The following is a 16,826-nucleotide window of genomic DNA, read 5'->3' as shown; positions in this document are numbered from 1 at the left end:
CATCAAGCCGCGGCGCAGGCTCAAACGCGAGAAGCCCGAGGAACTGGCTGTGCCGGAGGCGCCTAACCTGGTCTGGTCGATGGACTTCATGGCCGATCGCCTGGCGGACGGGCGGCAGTTCCGGCTTCTGAACGTTCTGGACGACTTCAACCGCGAAGGCCTGGGCATCGAGATCGACTTCTCGTTGCCGGCCGAGCGGGTCGTAAGATCCCTGAACCAGATCATCGAATGGCGCGGCAAACCCCTGACGATCAGGGTGGACAACGTCCTATGTCGGGAAGAATTGGCGGCTTGAGGCATCAGATCACGGAGCATCCGAGCGACCGGATGCCTGAAGATGGTTGCCCAGGCGGGCTCCGCCGGCAAGCCCCAGCAGAACGCTTACGTCGAGCGCTACAACCGGACGGTCCGGCACGAATGGCTGGATCTTTACATCTTTGAGACCATCGAGGAGGCACAGCAGATCGTCACCGAATGGCTCTGGACCTACAACAACGAACGACCCAACATGGGCATCGGCGGGGTCACACCCGCCATGAAGCTGAAGATGGCCGCGTGAGTTCTACCGTCGTGCCCCGCTAAAACGGGGAGGATTATCAAACCCCCTGGTCCAGCTCGTGGGAGTCACTCCAATCCCGGGTCAATTCTGCGTGGAAATCAACAGCCTTGGGCCGAGGACGATCCGCAGGGCGAATGCAACGATCCGGATAGGTGGGAGTGATTATCCATCTCGCGCAGGCGGCGGCGGATCGCGCGGTTGGCGCCGCGCGCCAGCACCCATCGGGCGAGCTTCCGGGCGAGCTTCTCGTGCCCGCGCTCGAGCGCACGGCGGAAGAGCTCGGTCTGGTAGCGGGGAAAGTCGCGGCGAGCCCGCAGGATGCGGTAGAACTCCGCCTCGGTGAGGCTGCCGTCGAGCGCGGCAAGGATGATCGGCGAGAGCACTCTCATCTGGTTCAGCGACGAGCCGAGCCGGTGGCCCATGAGCGGCGCGCGCAGGAGCCGCAGGTTCGTCCCGCTGAAGCGCGCCGTATGGGCCGCGTCGAGCGGCTCATAGGGATCGTAAAGGATCGTGGCCTGCCCGGCGGCCGCCGAGGCACGGGCCGCATCACCGTATTTTCCCGAGAAGTCGCGGTCCCAGGCCTTTCGGTAGCGCGTCTCCCAAGGAACGAGCGCCCGATCGAGCGTCGATTGCGGCGAGATCGCCACCGCGTCGGCCCCTGGGCAGGCGGCGACGAAGGACAGCGCGGCATAGCCCCCCATCGAGGCACCGTAGAAGACGACGCGGCGAAAGCGGGTGAAAAAACCCTCTGCGGCCAGCCGGTCGAACTCGGCCTCGACCCAAGGATCGCGATACCAGGTCCAGCCGTTCGCCATGACGCCCAGCATTGACCAGCCCTGCTTCTCGATGAAGGAGAAGCCCCAAGGCCTGCGGTCCTTGCGCTTCTGCGTGACGATGTCGAGATTGTCGAAGGTCACCACAAGCACGTCGCCACGTGGGATGAAAAGGAAGGAATGGCGGCCGTCGTCGCGCAAGAAACCCTCGGGGCCGGCCAGCGCCCGCGCGACGGAAGGCCAGTTGTCCTCGGCAGAGGCAGGGGACGCCTCATCATTGGGAAGTGCAGCGGCGGCCCGTATCTCTCCCGCCAAGGTGCCGGTCCCGGGTGAGGGTGGCGGCGCGACCGAGTTGGGCATGCCTGCCGCGGCGGCTAAGACCACGGCAGAGCGCGAGGCGGCTCCGAAGCGGACCGTGGGCGGAGAGCCCTTCTGCGCAACTGGGGGTCCTGCCTTCTCCAGCACAGCCTCCTCCGCCGCCGCGTGAGCGATGAAGAGGGCGCGGGTGATGCCCTCCTCCTCGCGGATCGAGAGCGTCTCGCACCTGCCCCAATCCTTCAGGAACGGATAGGCGCCCGACCCCTTGCGGATGTCGAGGATCATCCGCGTACCGGGGCGCAGGCAGGCGCGCAGCACGGGCTCGAGATGCCGGATCTTCGCTGTGTCGCCGAAGCCCGTGAGATTGGCGATGGCGGCGACCGGGCGCAGGTTCTCGGCTCGCGCCACCCGCCGGATCGCCCTCGCGGGCACGCCCTGTCCTTCGAGATAGGCGCGGGCTGCGGCGACCGGGGCGCTTTCGGCGGCCGGAAAGCGGCCTTTGGCGTCGAGATCGACGAGGTCGATCTCCGCGCCCCAGCGCGCCCAGACGGCGAGCGCGAGCGCGGGCGCCGAGCCTCCCACGTTAGCCAGAACCTCGACCGGGTCCGGACCGAGCCGCTCGACCAGTCCCGCCTCGAACCGGTGCCGCCCCCGTCCCGCAATCGGTGCCGCGGCCGGAGAGATCCTGTGCCGGCGCACCAGCAGGTCGAGGAAGCTGCCCTCGGGCGGCAGCCCCCCGTGGCGCAGGCCCAGCTCGCGCTTGTTTGAAGCCCAGAGATGCAGTCCCGTGGTCCGCGGGGAGAGCAGCGCCCCCGCCACGCTGGCCGGCCGCAGAAGCTTCAGCCGGTCTGGGAAGGGCACGGGATAGAAGGCGTCGAGCGGCTGCACCCGGTCCGCGAGCCCGAAGGCCTTCACGAAATGCGTGAGCATCAGCGGCCCCCAGACGCCCCAAGGCTGGCGGCCCACATGGACGGGCGCGCCCGCGGCTCGGGCCGTGCGGTACTCCTCCTGCAGGGCAGGCCCGAGGAAGGACGGCACGGGGAAGAAATCGGCGGTGAAGGCGAGCATGGCCTCCAGCACGGGGCTGTCGGTGGGCAGGCCCAGCACAGCATTGTTGACCCGCGGACTGTCCGGCAGCTCGAAGCCCATGACATGCCCGTCCTCGTAGTCGAGCAGCCGGTGGCAGTAGATGTCGGTATCGACCCAGATCATCCCCGGACAGCGGCGGATCATGTGCAGCCGGAAGAGGTCGGCAAAGAGCGCGTAGCTGTCCTTCTTCTCGTATTTCAGGAAGTCGGAAGTCTCGAGGATCTCGCGGCCATCGCGGAGGATCACCCCCTCGGGCACGTTGGGGATGGGCTCGTAGGAGAAGAGCGTGATCGCCTGCCCGGCCTCGACGAAGGAGGTCAGGCAGAGCTGCTCGAGCCACGAGAGCGCCCCCCCGATCCAGAGCGTGCCCACCTCGCGCCGCCGTGCCATCCTTGCCGCCCTCTCCCGCCCGTGGGATAAGCGGAACCGTTCGGCCAAAGGGGTCGGATTGTCAATTCCTTGGGGAACCACGGAGGGCGGATGGCGCGCGTGATCCGGCGCCGGATGGGCGCCGGCGAGGCGGCGGGGATCCGGCTGATCGAGGCGGTGGAGGGGGCAGACGGGCGGCTCCGGCTCTTCACCGCGGCAGGGGTTCCGCCCGCGGCCTTCGCCCCCGACGGCGCATCCGGTTGCCGGCTGCCGCGGGAGATCCGCGGGATCGCGGGCGCTACGATGCTGGTGGCGGAAGGTCCGGGCCCGGTGGCGCTCGCCTCGGGCGGGCGGCTCGATCCCGCGGCCTCGCCGGCCGAGCCCGGGCTCTTTGCGGGGCTGAACGCAATCCTTGCCTTCCGCACGATCGAGACCGCCGCCCAGATCGCCGAGGGCCTGCGCTGGCATGCCGACACCCAGGGGCTTCAGGCCACGCTGGTCGTGAACCGCCTGCCAGACGAGCCCGAGGACCTCGCCGAACGGCTGGAGACAGCGCTTGGCGCGCTAGACCTCACGGTGATGCTGCTCGACTGCCCGGTCGCGCTCGGCAAGCCCGGCGCGGGGCCGCTCTCGCATCCTTTCTTCGCCCCCGATGCGCCGGGCAAGGAGCTGATGGGCCCGCCGCCCGAGGACCGCTGGCGGGGGCCGCTCGGCGAGCCGCTCCTCTGGGAAGCCATGAAATGGCGCTTTCTTTCGAATGCCCGGGCGGTGCTGGCGCTCGATCCGATCGATCTGCTCTGCCCGCCCGCCGAGGGCGTGCCCACGGCCTTCGACATCTGCGCGGGGACGGAGCGGGGGGTGATGATCCTCCTCGGCCAGCGGATCTATCCCTGGCGGGTGCGCCCCGGCGCCGAGGCGCGCTTCGGCGACCACGTCTGCCGCCCCTTCGACCAGCGCCGGGCAATCCTGCGCTGGGGCGTGGCGCCAGGAATGGCGGGGCTCGAGAACAGCTGGCGGCAGGGGCGGATCTCCTACCGCCGGCCCAAGCCCGGCACGGTCGCGAGCTTCTGGCGGGCGATGGCGATCCAGGTGCCGGGCCGCGCTGCGGGCGAGCTTGCCCCCAAGAGCGCGCTGATCGAGGATCCGGCGCTTCTCGCCATGGCCGACCGGCTGAGCCACCGCCCCGTCCGGGCGCCGGTCTCGACGCTCCGCCCGCCCGAGCCCGCTGCGCGCCGCACCGCCATCGTCACGACGATGAAGAACGAGGGCCCCTTCATCCTCGAATGGCTGGCCTGGCACCGCGCCATCGGCGTCTCGGACTTCCTGATCTACACCAACGATTGCAGCGACGGCACCAATTCGATGCTCGACCTCCTGCAGGAGAAGGGCCTCATCCAGCACCGCGACAATCCCTTCCACGAGACCGGCCTGCGCCCGCAGCACGCAGCCCTTCAGGCCGCCGAGGCGGAACCCCTGATGCGCGGGAGCGACTGGGCCATCTGCATGGACGTGGACGAGTTCATCACCATCCATCTGGGCGACGGGACGCTCGCCGCGCTCTATGACGCCATGGGCGAGGCCAACATGATCTCGCTCACCTGGCGGCTCTTCGGCAACGGCGGCATCACGGCCTACGAGGACCGCTTCGTCACCGAGCAGTTCACCCGCTGCGCGCCCGAGCGGATCCCCAAGCCGCACCAGGCCTGGGGCTTCAAGACGCTCTTCCGCAACGCAGGCCTCTACAAGAAGCTGGGCGTCCACCGGCCTAAGGGGCTGAAGCCCGACCTCTGGGACAAGGTGCTCTGGCTGAACGGATCGGGCCGGCCGTTGCCGCGCGAGATGTTCCGCACCGGCTGGCGGTCGAACTCCGCGACCTACGGCTACGACTGGGTGACGCTGAACCATTATGCGGTGCGCTCGGCCGAGAGCTTCCTCGTCAAGCGCGACCGCGGCCGGGTGAACCACGTCGACCGCGACCAGGGGCTGACCTACTGGTTCCGGATGAACCACAACCTCTGCGAGGACCGCTCGGCGCTCAGGATCGTGCCCCGCGCCCGCGCCGAATTTGACCGGCTGATGGCGGACCCTGCGATCCGCGCCGCGCATGAGGGCTCGGTGGCCGCCCACCGGGCGAAGATCGCCGAACTGCGCGCGCAGGCAGGTCCCGAGGCCTTCTTCCGCGAGCTCACCGGCCCCCGGATGGAGAAGCTCTGCCGGATGCAGCGCCACTTCGGCTCGGCGGTCTTCATGGCCGGGCCCGAGGTGATCCCGGATGCGCTGCTCGAGGGCGACCTGCCCGAGGATTTCTTCTACACGCTGCCGGACGACCCCGCCCCGCGCGAGTGAGGGCTCTTCCCTAAGACGGTGAGGCGGGTGGCCTACATTCATACCTTCGCGACAGACGGCCCGTCACGTCTCGACTGCGGGCTTGAGGGGTAGAGAAAAACCCTTATCTTAGCGCCAGCCGTTACTGAGAGGCCGCTATGACCGAAGGCCAAGCCCTTACTGCGATCCGGTTCGGATATGGCTTGCCACTTCCCGAGGGTGCCGCTTCGAGCACCACAGACATGCTCGCTCTGCTGCATGGACCGGACCGCGCTGCTGAAAAATGGCCGCTGCCCCACCTTCCTGATGTTTTGCCCGCCATTCAGGACATTAGAGCCGCGCGCGAACTGCCGGCCGAGGATCCGGTCAGGGTCCGCACACTGCGCGAGGCGAAGGCCACGATCCGGAAGCAGGTGCGTCATTCCGCGGTCGTTGCGATCGCACGCGCCCTTGGCGCGCCCGACGGGTTCCGCGAACGGCTGGTGCAGTTCTGGTCAGGTCATTTTGCGGTCATGGCGCGAAATTTTCGCGATGGCGCACTGCCGGCTACCTTGGTCGAGGATGCCATCCGTCCGCATCTTGCCGGTCGGTTCCCCGACCTGCTCGCGGCGGTGACGTTGCACCCGGCCATGCTAGTCTACCTGGACCAGGGAAGTTCGGTCGGGCCGCTTTCTACCGCTGGGCGGAAGCGCGGGAAAGGCTTAAACGAGAACCTCGCCCGCGAACTCATAGAGTTGCACACCCTGGGTGTTGGCGCCGCATATTCCCAGACCGACGTGACCCAGATGGCGGAACTCCTGACCGGACTTGGTTTCGACTCGGACAAGGGCTTCGTCTTTCGCCGTCGGGCCGCCGAGCCGGGAGCCGAGATTGTCCTCGGCATCCGCTATGACGGCGAGGGGCTCGCGCCGATCACGGCAGCACTCGGCGACCTTGCCGCGCGTCCGGAGACAGCGCGCCATATAGCCACGAAGCTGGCCCGTCATTTCGTAGCCGATGATCCGGAGCCCGATCTGGTGGCAACTGTCGAGAAGGCCTTTCTCGTAACGGGAGGCGATCTGCCGGCAGTCTACGGGGCCCTGCTGGATCATCCGGCGGCAGGGACTACATCCCGAACAAAGGTTCGCCAGCCCTTTGACTATGTCGTTTCCGGGCTGCGGGCGCTCGGCATTCGGTCCGAAGAGGTCGAACGGCTGCCCCGCAAGCGGCTGGAGCAACTGATCCTTCATCCGATGCAGGCCATGGGACAGCCATGGCAACGTCCGGGCGGGCCGGACGGATGGCCCGAAGAGGCCGAGGCTTGGATCACTCCGCCTCGGCTGTCGGCGCGCATCCTCTGGGCGCTCGACATGCCAGCCGCCCTGCGCCGCGAACTGCCCGAGCCTTCCCGGCTGGCCGATCGGGCGCTCGGCCCCTTCGCCAGCAAGGAACTGCGTCTTGCGGTGAGCCGTGCCGAGAGCCGGCGAGATGCCACCGCTCTCGTGCTGGCCTCGGCCGAATTCAACCGACGATAGGAGGATCCCATGATTGATCGGCGCATCTTCCTCCAAGGGCTTGTTAGCCTCGGCTGCTCGGCCGCGGCCCATCCGCTGGCCACGACCGTAACCTTTGCCGGCAACCCTGCGGCCCTTGGTGAGAATCGCCTTGTGGTGATCGTGCTCCGCGGCGCGATGGACGGGCTTGATCTTGTGCGACCGGTCGAAGATCCTCTCTTTGCCGCCTACCGGCCGGACTTGGCCGGGAACGGACAGAAAAGAGAGGAAGAGGCGATCCCGCTCGCGGAAGGTTTTGCGCTGCACCCCTCCCTGAGCAGCCTGTTCACACTCTGGCGCAAGGGTGAACTCGGCTTCGTCCATGCGGTATCGACCCCCTATCGGGACAAGCGCAGTCATTTCGACGGACAGGACATGCTCGAGGCGGGCACTGGCTCCGATGTTCCGCCCGGCGCTGCGCGGGACGGATGGCTGAACCGGATGCTGCAGGCGGTGCCGGGTCTGGACGCCGAGACGGCATGGGCCGTAGGACGCGATCCGCTGCCCGTCATGGAGGGAACGGCTCCGGTGCGGGTCTGGTCCCCAGACCTTACGCTCGATCTTTCGGCGCAGAACCGCCGGCTTCTCGGAGAACTTTACCACGAGGACCCGCTGTTCCGGGACGCAGGCACCGAAGCGCTGGAACTGGCGGCCGAATTGCCTCGCACAGACACTGCGAGATCCCGGGACGTGAGGAAGGATCTGGCTGATATTGACAGCCTCGCCGCTTTCGCGGCCGCTCGGTTGTGTGATTCGGCCCGCATCGCCGCCTTCTCGCTCTCCGGCTGGGACACACATCGCAATCAGACCGTCGCCATCCGGAAACCGCTCTCGCAACTTCAACGGATGCTCCTGCGGTTGCAGGCAGAGTTAGGGCCGCTTTGGGGAAGAACCACCGTGCTTGCGATGACGGAATTTGGCCGGACGGCGCGTGAGAACGGCTCGGGCGGAACCGATCACGGCACGGCAGCGGCCATGGTCATGGCCGGAGGCGCGATCCGGGGCGGACGTTTGATGGGCCGTTGGCCGGGTCTTGACGAGGCCGCCCTCTACGACCGGCGAGACCTCATGCCCACTTCCGATGTGCGAGCATGGGCTGCATGGACCATGCGGTCTCTCTACGGGTTCGACCGGAGGCTGCTGGAGAGTAGCGTCTTTCCAGGTGTTGAGATGGGAGAAGATCCGGGGCTCATGCTTTGATCTGCCGGGGGCATTGGCTCGATTAATATGTTGGGCGCACGACCTCTACCCTCATCGGCAAGACTCAGCTTCAGGCGCCAGAACTCGTCCGACGTCAGCTTCGGATAGCCGTCCTGCCATTCATCCTGCAATCGGCGATACTCTCTGCGTAGCCTGAGGCTGTTGCGCACCAAGCGTAGGCTCTCGGACCAGAAGCGGCGGCGACTGCGCTGGACCGTATAGACGGCGTTGCAGGACCCGTTCACATAGGTAATCCGCTTAGCGCCATACACTTGGCGAAAGTCTTCGCGGGCCCATGCCTTGAGGACCAGATTGCTGCCGAAAAAGTTGCTAAAGGGCAGAAGATGGCCATTCAGCGTCATAAGCAGCAAGGCGCGCAGCGGGCGCGACGCCTCGCCGTGCCGAAACCGGGGCGGGAAGTCGACTGGCATCCAGACTTCTGACTTTGTCATCTCTTTTAGATCCTTGCGCCGTTGTGCCATGTCGGCGTTTTCAGCGAAGAACTGCGGACCCCGCATGACGTCTTCGATAGCGAGATTGACGGCGGACAGGCTGTCATAGTGATAGCGCAAAACGGTCCGCAGATAGAAGTCGAAGAACATGCGCTGCAGCTTGCCCCAAGTGATACTTTTCTGCGGCAGGCTCAGATGGTGGACAAGATGGCTGCGCATGTCGAGATACCAGGTTTGCGGCGACGCCTTGTCCACGAAGCTCTCCTGAACCGACGCTACCCCAGGCAATGTGACGATGCGTAGGTCGTTGACCAGCGAGAAGCTGACATCGTCACCACGAACGAAGAAGGGGAAGGGCATGTGCCGCACCCTGTCCACCGGAAAGACGAAGAACCACCAGCCGCCATAAAATCCGGGCGGAGCGGGTGCCGTGGTCTCAAATTCCATCTTGAACACGTCCTCCCGCTCCCGCAGGTCGCAGCCGAAATAGAGCGGTTTGCAGCCCCTGTCGAAGACCGCGCCATTTTCCCACAGCTTCCAGCGATGATCTGAATTGAACATGGCGCCGGCTACAGTCGTGCGCGGATCTCGTGCATAAGCAAGAAACATCCAAGTCCGGGTGATCGCGTGCATATGAACCGAAGCGTCATCATCCATGAAGAGGCAATGCGTCGCCTTGGTCTTGCGGGCCTCAATCAAGCCGCGGGAGAATCCGCCAGCGCCGCCCAGATTTACATTAGAAACAACTGTCACGCCCGCATCCGAATCAATTGACACCGATCGGCCATTGTCGATCACGAGCATCCGGAGATGGTCCCGCAGGGAAGAGTTAGCCCTGAATTCGCGGAAGCGGTTCACCGTGGAGGTGACAGCTTCCTCACGTTTAAAAGTCGTTACAGAAAGGACAAGGTCGGGATACTGCCGCGGTGCAGTTGTCGTACTCCACCCGAAATCCTCGATATGCCCTTCCGAGAGCGCTGTCAGTTCAAAATACAGAATGCCTGCCCCCTGAATCTGCGTGCCCTCTAGAGACAGGCTCATCTCCCTGTCGAGAATGACGCATTCGTCGAATAGGCGTTGGTATGAGCAATCCGGAACAGCCAGCCAGACTGTAAGCTGGAACTGCCCATTCCCTTTCAGCCAGAGCCCGATAGGGTCAGGTCCACATAACTTGCGCCACTTACCGAGGTTGAACAAGTTGAAGTAGCCATCAATCAGAACGACCCCGCCTCGTGCGAAAGTAAATCCACCCTTGGAAAGCGATGTCCCCACGGGGCCTGACATCTTGAAGTAGGGTCGTGTCTCCGTGGAGATCCCTCGTTCCGGCCAGATGGCAGGCTGAATCATGTAATCCGCTGCATCACCAGAACGTATCGTCTGCCCTGTCTTAAAAGTTTCCATCACAATCAATTTCTTTCTGATATTGCCATCAAGCCAAAGGAAAGAGGCTCGCTCTAAGTCATTCCGCGCTGTGACGAACCAGAACGTCGTCTACCGGCAGGCGCTTGGACCTCGGAGTCAGAACCTTGGGGTCAAAATGACCCACGGCGATGAAGGCGATGAAGACCTCGTGGTCGGGAATGCCCAGAATCCTGCGAATCCCATTCTCTCGCTCGGTATTCATGGCCGTATTGAGGCTGCAGGAGCCGAGACCGACCTGCTCCAGACCCAGGAGGAGGGTCATCATGAACAGGCCACCGTCCACAAATGGCTGATTGCGCTCGGCGGCGAACAGGAACGCCCGCAGATCCGCGGTCACAAGCAACAGACGAGGCGGCATCGCATAGCCGCCGAAACCGCCCTGGATATCGACCGCCGCCTTGATGGTTCTCGGATCCTCGATCAGGTGAACCCGTGCGGCCTGACGATTGCAGACGGAAGGAGCCTGCAGGGCGATCTGGATGGCCCGGCGGATATCTTCCTCTCTTACAGGCTGGGACGTGAAGGCACGCACACTGCGGCGGCCATAGATGACATCTAGGAAATCGCGCGGCCGTACCTTCCCGCCCAGTTCCTCACGGATGGCATCGGCTGACAGAACCCCGCCCAGTTCTTCGGACGCCGTTGCAACCTGCTCCTTCGAAGCCGGACTGAGGAGGTTGTAAAAGTCCGAGACGTCGAACCTCAGCTTCGCGTGGCGGTCGAAATAAGCCCGCATCACCGAAGCACCGATCCGGAAGAAGGGATCGTTCACATCCCGTCCGGTTGCCAGCCAGCTGTTCATCTCCTTCGCGAGCGCAGGAACGGAGATCTTGCCAAAGCCAGCGCGAAAGTCGACGTGACTCAACCCTTTCTCGACGGCATGGGCATGGAACATCAGACGTGCCCGCGCACCATTGATGTCACCGGAACCCGTCGACTTGGCGAGAGCACCGATGAACCGCTCGTTGTCCTTTACGGACAGGGCGGTGGCTACTTCCGCATAAGTCGCGGATTTCTTGGCGGGCTTCACCGACGATGCCAGGATCTCCTGCACCGAGAGGCTTTCAACCTCTGCTCCGCCATCCTTGCCGGAGAAGTGAACGGCACCGAGCATGAATTGAGAGAAGCCATCCTGCGGCACCACGAAATCGACTGAATCGGTCCGTGTCCTGTTCACGCCACCCTGTACGGCCACGGTCCCTATCACATGGAACTTGCCGGTGGCCGGATTACGGATATGCAGATTAACCGCGCCACCCGTCGTTCGGACCTTCCAGGTGATCGTCAGCCGATAGGCCGAGTCCTTCAGGAGTTCGTAAGGCAGATCGCACCAGACCAGATTGCCTCGCACGGCGCTGCCCGGCGCAACTTTGAGGTCGATCGAGTCCTTCGCTTGGGTCACGCTCCACGCGGCATTGTTGGTCTGGAAGGACGGCCGGACGATGCCATCCTCAGCCGCATCATCCCGCCTCTCCTTGCCCGGGAGCAAGGATTCGTAGGTATTGCGGAGCGCGTCCATCATGCCTCCCTGCGTTGAAGGTTCGCTGATCGCCGTCTTCAACCAGCGCAGCGATTTCCTGCGCCCTTCCTCGACCCGGGCCTCGGCCGCGCTGAAGTCCAGGTCGATCGAGATGTCGGGATTGGCGCGTATAGTCTCGGCAGTATCCGTTTCGAGAACGCGGCGGCTTTCACCGAAGCCCGTGAACGCCATTAGGTTCTTGAACCGATCGGCGCCCCGGTGGGTGTTGTAGATGGACGAGAAGGGCTTGTTGAAGATCATCGCGAAAGCCGTGCCGTGGAAGCTGTCCGTCACGACGTAACGCGAGTTTCTGTAGGCATGCAGGAAGATTTCCGGCGCATCCTGAGACAGGATCTCGAAGCGATCCCCGGAAAAGACCTGTTTCGCAACTTTGTGTCCATTATCCGGGTTGGGGATGACCACGATGCGCTGCAGGCCGAGTTTGTCGGCGATCGCCAGCGCAACATCCCGCTTCTCCGGATTGGGGTCCAGAAAGAAGACGGCCAGATACTCGCCCGATACCTTGAGCGGTGCCTTGTCCGCCAGGGCTTCGTAATGCGCACGAGGAAGCAGGAAGACCGGGTCGACCACCTGCGTGGCCTCGACCTCGAACACGACTTTCGCAGTGTTGACCGCATAGGCCTCGCGAACAGAGATCGCATCAAACTTCTTCAGGTTGGCACTGTGCTTCTCGACGAACTCCGGTTTGAACTTGGTTATCCCGCGGTTTCCGAAGGAGGTGGCATAGGCAATCCGCCGTCTCTCCGGAGAGACAAAGTCCAGAAAGAGATCGTCGTTGACGCGCCCGATCAGCGGATTCCAGAGCTGGTCGCTACCGACGACAAAGGCGCCGACATCGTCGTTCAGCCGCGGCAACTCGGAGTAATGGCACTGCTGCGTGTATTTGTACCCGACACGGCGAGCGAACTCAAGCGACAGGATGTTGTCGGGCCACCTGACGCGGTAACCGTTGTAACCCAGCGCCTCATGCACCATGAGCACGCTGTATCCCATGTCTGCTATCGCTCTGTTCAGACCATAGTAGGTAAGGATGGAGCCGTAGTTCTTTCCGTACCACCAGCCAAGAATACCGACGTCATATTTCTTCATCGGAGAATTCATGTTCGGCATTCCTGCTTGGCGGGGCATTCGAAGACGGAACATAGTGGCGGCCTCAGGTAAGATGGGGTCAGTAGTCAATTTGCGCCGGACGAGGGTGACGACACGGTGCCAGGCGGACCACAGGTCCGGGTGGCGCAAGAGCGTCATGGCTTTCCTGCCATAGTGCCTTCGACACATATCCCGAAACCGGAAGCCTTCGCGGATGATGAAGATTTTGCCCGACTGGACCATTGGCGAAGCAGCGGGCACGACGCCTGCATGTGCGACAGTTCATACATCACGACGCCGCATCTCCTGCTGCAGATCGTCCAGCGTCCAGCCCACCCGCCGCGTCAAGCCATCACGCACCGCCCAGCCGAGCAGGCGCAGGAAACGCAGGCGCTCGCCCTTCTGTCTCAGCCCGCGCAATACCCACTTCGGGAAGACGGCGAGCAGCGCGGGCCAGAACCAGATCCCGGCCGCCCGGCGATAGAGCAGCAGCAGGTTGCGATGGTAGAAGTAGACCTTCCAGATTGGCGTGAACTGGCCGTTCGCCGAGAAGGTCGAGCATTCATGCTCGAACCGCAGTTGCGGGAAGAACCCCACCCGGCCTCCGTTGCCACTGATAGCAAGGGAGTAGAGGCCGTCCTCGGCATAAACGAATAGTCGTCCGTCGGGATAGCCCGCCACCTCCACGGCCCGCCGCGCGAGAAATAGACCGACAAACGAACCTCCGTCCACCCGCTGCGGCGCGGACTGATCGTAATCGCGATCAGTGAGATGGAAAGCGGCCCGGCCACCGCCGATCAGTGTGCGCAGGAAGATGCGCGGATGCCAGAACGGGTTCAGGACGGGTCGATTCATGCCGCAGATCCGTCCGTCCGGAAAGAACACAGCCGCAGCGATGGCGTCCCAGCCTGTCTTGTCGGCCGCTCGAAAAATTGCCACGCATCCCGGCTCGGGACGGGCATCATCGTCCATAAGCACGATCCAGTCGGGATCCCGGTGTGAGACGACATGGCGCAAACCTGCCTCGAACCCGCCGGCTCCACCGACATTGTGCGCCATTTCAAGAAGTTCGATCTGCGGGTTGGCCAAGGCGCGCAGCCAGTCTCGGCTGCCATCGGAAGAGCCGTTGTCAACGACCACCAGATGGTCGATCGGCTCTTCCAGCAGGCGCGTGACCGTCTTCTGCATCTGATCGATGCGGTTATAGGTAACGACGACCGCACAGATTCGCGCGTCGCGGTTCATTTCACAGAGGGTCCACGGCAAAGGCCGGCATGGTCGTTCCATTCTCCTGCGCCCTCAGATAGGCAAGGCCGCAGTCGAGTGCCTCCCGTATGGTCACATCCATGTCCAGATAGCGATAAGTGCCTAGGCGGCCGACGAAGGTGACGTTCAAGGTCTTCTGCGCCTCGGCGACATAATCAGCCAGGAGGGCTTTCTCCTCAACGAGCCGGATCGGGTAGTAGGGGATATCCTTGGGCCCGCAGGCGCGGCTGTACTCCTCGTAGAGGACGGAGCCTTTATGGCTCTCCCAAGGTGCGAAATGCTTGTGCTCGGTAATGCGTGTGTAGGGCACCGTGCTCTCGCCATAGTTCATCACGGCACAGCCCTGGTAGTCGCCCTCATGGCGGAAGGTCTTGAAGTCGAGCGTCCGATAGCCGAGCCGGCCCAGACGATAGCCGAAGAAACCGTCGAGCGGACCCGACCAGAAGACATGATCCCATTCCGCGGCCGTCGCAGGGTCGAAGACGGTGTCGAGCTGCACCGTGACGTTCGGATGGTCGAGGATCGCTGCAATCATGGGTGTGTAGCCATGCTCCGGCATGCCTTGAAACCGGTGAGCAAAGTAGTTGTCGTCATAGTTGAAGCGCACCGGCAGGCGCCTGAGGATCGAGGCAGGCAAGGCAGTGGGCGAGCAGCCCCACTGCTTCTCGGTATAGCCCTTGAAGAACGCCTCGTAGAGATCGCGCCCGATGAAGGCGAGCGCCTGATCCTCAAAGCTCTGCGGATCCGTGATCGAGCAATCCGCCTGCGTCGCGATGAAGGTGCGCGCCTCGTCCGGCCGCAGCGCCTTGCCGAAGAACTGGTTAATCGTGTGCAGGTTGATAGGCAGCGAGTAGACCTGCCCTCCGACAGTGGATTTCACACGGTTCTTGTACGGCAGGAATGTGGTGAACCTATTGACGTAGTTCCACACTTCTTCGTCATCGGTATGGAAGATGTGCGGACCGTAGACATGAACCATGACATCCGTCTCGGCATCGCGCTTTGTGTAGCAGTTGCCGCCGATGTGGCTCCGGCTGTCAACCACGGTGACGTCATGGCCCGCCTCGGACAGCATGCGCCCGATCACCGCGCCAGAGAGCCCGGCACCGACCATGACGATTCTCTTGCCCATGGGTGTGGTCCCTCCAAACATCCTCGGGCCGTTTAGCCGAACGGCGTGGGAGATACAATTCAAGAGCTAGCAGCTTGCCGCGTCTGAACTTGAACTGATGTGGTGGCTGCCCCCAACCAACGGCATCTCGCAGGCCATGATGGTGCATGGCAACCTGCGGAGGGCGCATAATGAGCTACTGCCCGGAACTCGGACAGTGACTGAGCTACCGGCGCACGAGGGTGTGGGAGATCTTCGAGGCCAGCGGCGGCTATGACCGGGTGCTGCGCGACGGCCTTAAGGCTGCCCAAGCCAGCTTCAGACCCGTCAACCCGCGTCAGGCCCGCGATTTTGCGCGAGCCAGGGGGTGATCGGCAAGACCAACCGTATCGATGCCCGGATGCTCGCAACCTTTGGTCAAAGGTTGCAGCTACCGCAGACCCCGCCCGGCTCACCGACGCGGCAGGCACTTCTGGCGCGGATTATCCTTTGCCGTCCATTGGTTGCGATTCGAAAGCAGGAGGTGATCAGACTTCAGCAGACGACAGACTGCGAGGCCCGGTCTGACATCAGGAGCTTGATCCTGCTCCTCGAGCGGCGAATCCAAAAGGTCGAGACAAGGATAGCGGAGATCATTCCCTCTTCGCCCGAACTGGCCGAACCGATCGCCGGCTGCAGTCGGTGCCCGGTGTCAGCACGATCGTCGCGGCCACTCTTCTGGCCGAGTCGCCTGAGATCGGCACAAAAGGTCTCCGAAGGATCGCAGCTCTCGCCGGCCTTACGCCGACTGCTCGGGATAGCGGCCAACGCAACGGGAAACGGGTCATCGGTGGCGGATGGGCCACCGTCAGGACGCCCTCTATCTCTCCGCACTGCGCGCATCACTCATTTGGCGACGTTCAGAACGTTCCGAAAGAAGCTGCAGGATGCAGGAAAACCGGTGAAAAGCCGCTTTGACTGCGACGGCCAAGAGGTCACGTCCGTCAAGCTGGTGTAAATTTCCGAATGGCCTGAGGGCATGATCAGGCGGCTTTCGTGGTGATGCTGAGAATGGGGTCGATCTCCTCCTTGTCGATCGTAAGCACCCGGTTGCGGCCGCCTTCTGAGGCTTTGGTTCTTCGTCTAGCCATCCGTCGTTATTGACGTCGTCTGAGGCGGATGGGATCATGCGGCAAGAGATTTTGACGGGCGTCGAGCGGCGACGCCGCCGGTCGGATGCGGAGAAGCGATCGATCCTGGCGGAGGTGGGTGTGAATGGGGCACGGGTGGCGGATGTCGCCCGTCGTCATGATCTGACCCGGCAGCACATCTACCAGTGGCGGGCGGAGTCGCGCTGACCACGCCGCGGTTCTGCTCCGGCCGCAAGCTCCAGCTTGCGCATCTTTCGCGCCAGTAACGTCGGGCGGCCCCAGGCGTAGTCCTCGCCCTTGGACAGCATGTGCCAGATCAGGACGGCGAGCTTGCGGGCGACAGCGACGGCCCCCACATGCGCGCCCCGGCGCGCCTTGACCCGTTCGTAAAAGGCGCGGAGCGGCCCGGGGCTCCGAACGGCCTGCCAGGCTGCCTCGACCAGGAGGTGACGCGCATCGCTCCGACCGCGCTTGGTGATCCGCCCGTGATAGGCCGGGCCATCGCCGGACTGCCGCACGCTCGGGTGCAGCCCGAGGTAGGCCGATAGCTGATCCGCCGGTGCGAAGCGGCTCACGCAACCGATCGCTGCCATGACCCCGACCGCCACCACCATGTCGACACCCGGGATCGTCATCAGCCGCCTGACATCC

General features: G+C 63.8%; 10 protein-coding genes and 2 pseudogenes. 6 read left to right on the top strand and 6 right to left on the bottom strand.

Annotation, left to right across the window (positions count from 1 at the left end):
* Nucleotides 1–559 (top strand): annotated as a pseudogene (locus tag ACTVZP_RS21595) (integrase core domain-containing protein); the annotation flags it as partial.
* A gap of 98 nt (nucleotides 560–657) precedes the next feature.
* Here the strand turns inward: ACTVZP_RS21595 and ACTVZP_RS21590 are convergent.
* Nucleotides 658–3,129: a hypothetical protein gene (locus tag ACTVZP_RS21590; protein ID WP_443214198.1), complete on the bottom strand. Its 2,472-nt coding sequence runs from the start codon at nucleotides 3,127–3,129 to the stop codon at nucleotides 658–660.
* Between the two features lie 90 nt (nucleotides 3,130–3,219).
* Between ACTVZP_RS21590 and ACTVZP_RS21585 the strand changes: the two genes are divergently transcribed.
* The 3 genes from ACTVZP_RS21585 (at nucleotide 3,220) to ACTVZP_RS21575 (ending at nucleotide 8,165) form a co-directional block, all read left to right on the top strand.
* Entirely contained in the window at nucleotides 3,220–5,454 is a 2,235-nt protein-coding gene (locus tag ACTVZP_RS21585; protein WP_443214197.1) for a glycosyltransferase family 2 protein, read from the top strand.
* Nucleotides 5,455–5,591: 137 nt separating this feature from the next.
* Entirely contained in the window at nucleotides 5,592–6,947 is a 1,356-nt protein-coding gene (locus ACTVZP_RS21580; protein WP_443214196.1) for a DUF1800 domain-containing protein, read from the top strand.
* 9 nt (nucleotides 6,948–6,956) lie between these two features.
* Complete coding sequence (locus tag ACTVZP_RS21575) at nucleotides 6,957–8,165, top strand: DUF1501 domain-containing protein (RefSeq protein ID WP_443214195.1); 1,209 nt, start codon at nucleotides 6,957–6,959, stop codon at nucleotides 8,163–8,165.
* Here the strand turns inward: ACTVZP_RS21575 and ACTVZP_RS21570 are convergent.
* The 4 genes from ACTVZP_RS21570 to glf all read right to left on the bottom strand — a co-directional run bounded on the left by ACTVZP_RS21570 (nucleotide 8,084) and on the right by glf (nucleotide 15,066).
* Nucleotides 8,084–10,018 carry a hypothetical protein gene (locus ACTVZP_RS21570; protein WP_443214194.1) on the bottom strand — a complete coding sequence of 645 codons (1,935 nt, stop codon included), beginning with the start codon at nucleotides 10,016–10,018 and terminating at the stop codon, nucleotides 8,084–8,086. The genes ACTVZP_RS21575 and ACTVZP_RS21570 overlap by 82 nt on opposite strands.
* Before the next feature lie 58 nt (nucleotides 10,019–10,076).
* Nucleotides 10,077–12,668, bottom strand: a complete 2,592-nt coding sequence (locus tag ACTVZP_RS21565) for a polysaccharide pyruvyl transferase family protein (protein ID WP_443214193.1) — start codon at nucleotides 12,666–12,668, stop codon at nucleotides 10,077–10,079.
* Between the two features lie 282 nt (nucleotides 12,669–12,950).
* Nucleotides 12,951–13,913 (bottom strand): glycosyltransferase, encoded by a 963-nt coding sequence (locus ACTVZP_RS21560; protein WP_443214192.1) that lies wholly within the window; start codon nucleotides 13,911–13,913, stop codon nucleotides 12,951–12,953.
* A 1-nt stretch (nucleotide 13,914) separates the two neighbouring features.
* A complete protein-coding gene (glf, locus tag ACTVZP_RS21555) occupies nucleotides 13,915–15,066 on the bottom strand; it encodes a UDP-galactopyranose mutase (protein WP_443214191.1) in 1,152 nt (383 codons plus the stop codon).
* A gap of 651 nt (nucleotides 15,067–15,717) precedes the next feature.
* Here glf and ACTVZP_RS21550 point away from each other — a divergent pair.
* Entirely contained in the window at nucleotides 15,718–16,002 is a 285-nt protein-coding gene (locus tag ACTVZP_RS21550) for a transposase (RefSeq protein ID WP_443214199.1), read from the top strand.
* Between the two features lie 209 nt (nucleotides 16,003–16,211).
* Nucleotides 16,212–16,382: a transposase gene (locus tag ACTVZP_RS21545; protein WP_443214190.1), complete on the top strand. Its 171-nt coding sequence runs from the start codon at nucleotides 16,212–16,214 to the stop codon at nucleotides 16,380–16,382.
* On the opposite strand, the pseudogene ACTVZP_RS21540 reads toward ACTVZP_RS21545, so the two are convergent.
* A pseudogene (locus ACTVZP_RS21540) lies at nucleotides 16,367–16,826 on the bottom strand (transposase); the annotation flags it as partial. The gene ACTVZP_RS21545 and the pseudogene ACTVZP_RS21540 sit on opposite strands and share 16 nt — an antisense overlap.

It is taken from the genome of Rhodobacter sp. NSM (assembly GCF_052244495.1).
Classification (GTDB): Bacteria; Pseudomonadota; Alphaproteobacteria; order Rhodobacterales; family Rhodobacteraceae; genus Cereibacter_A.
The sequence above is the reverse complement of the archived record's forward strand: the minus strand, read 5'-3'. Positions and strand labels throughout refer to the sequence as shown.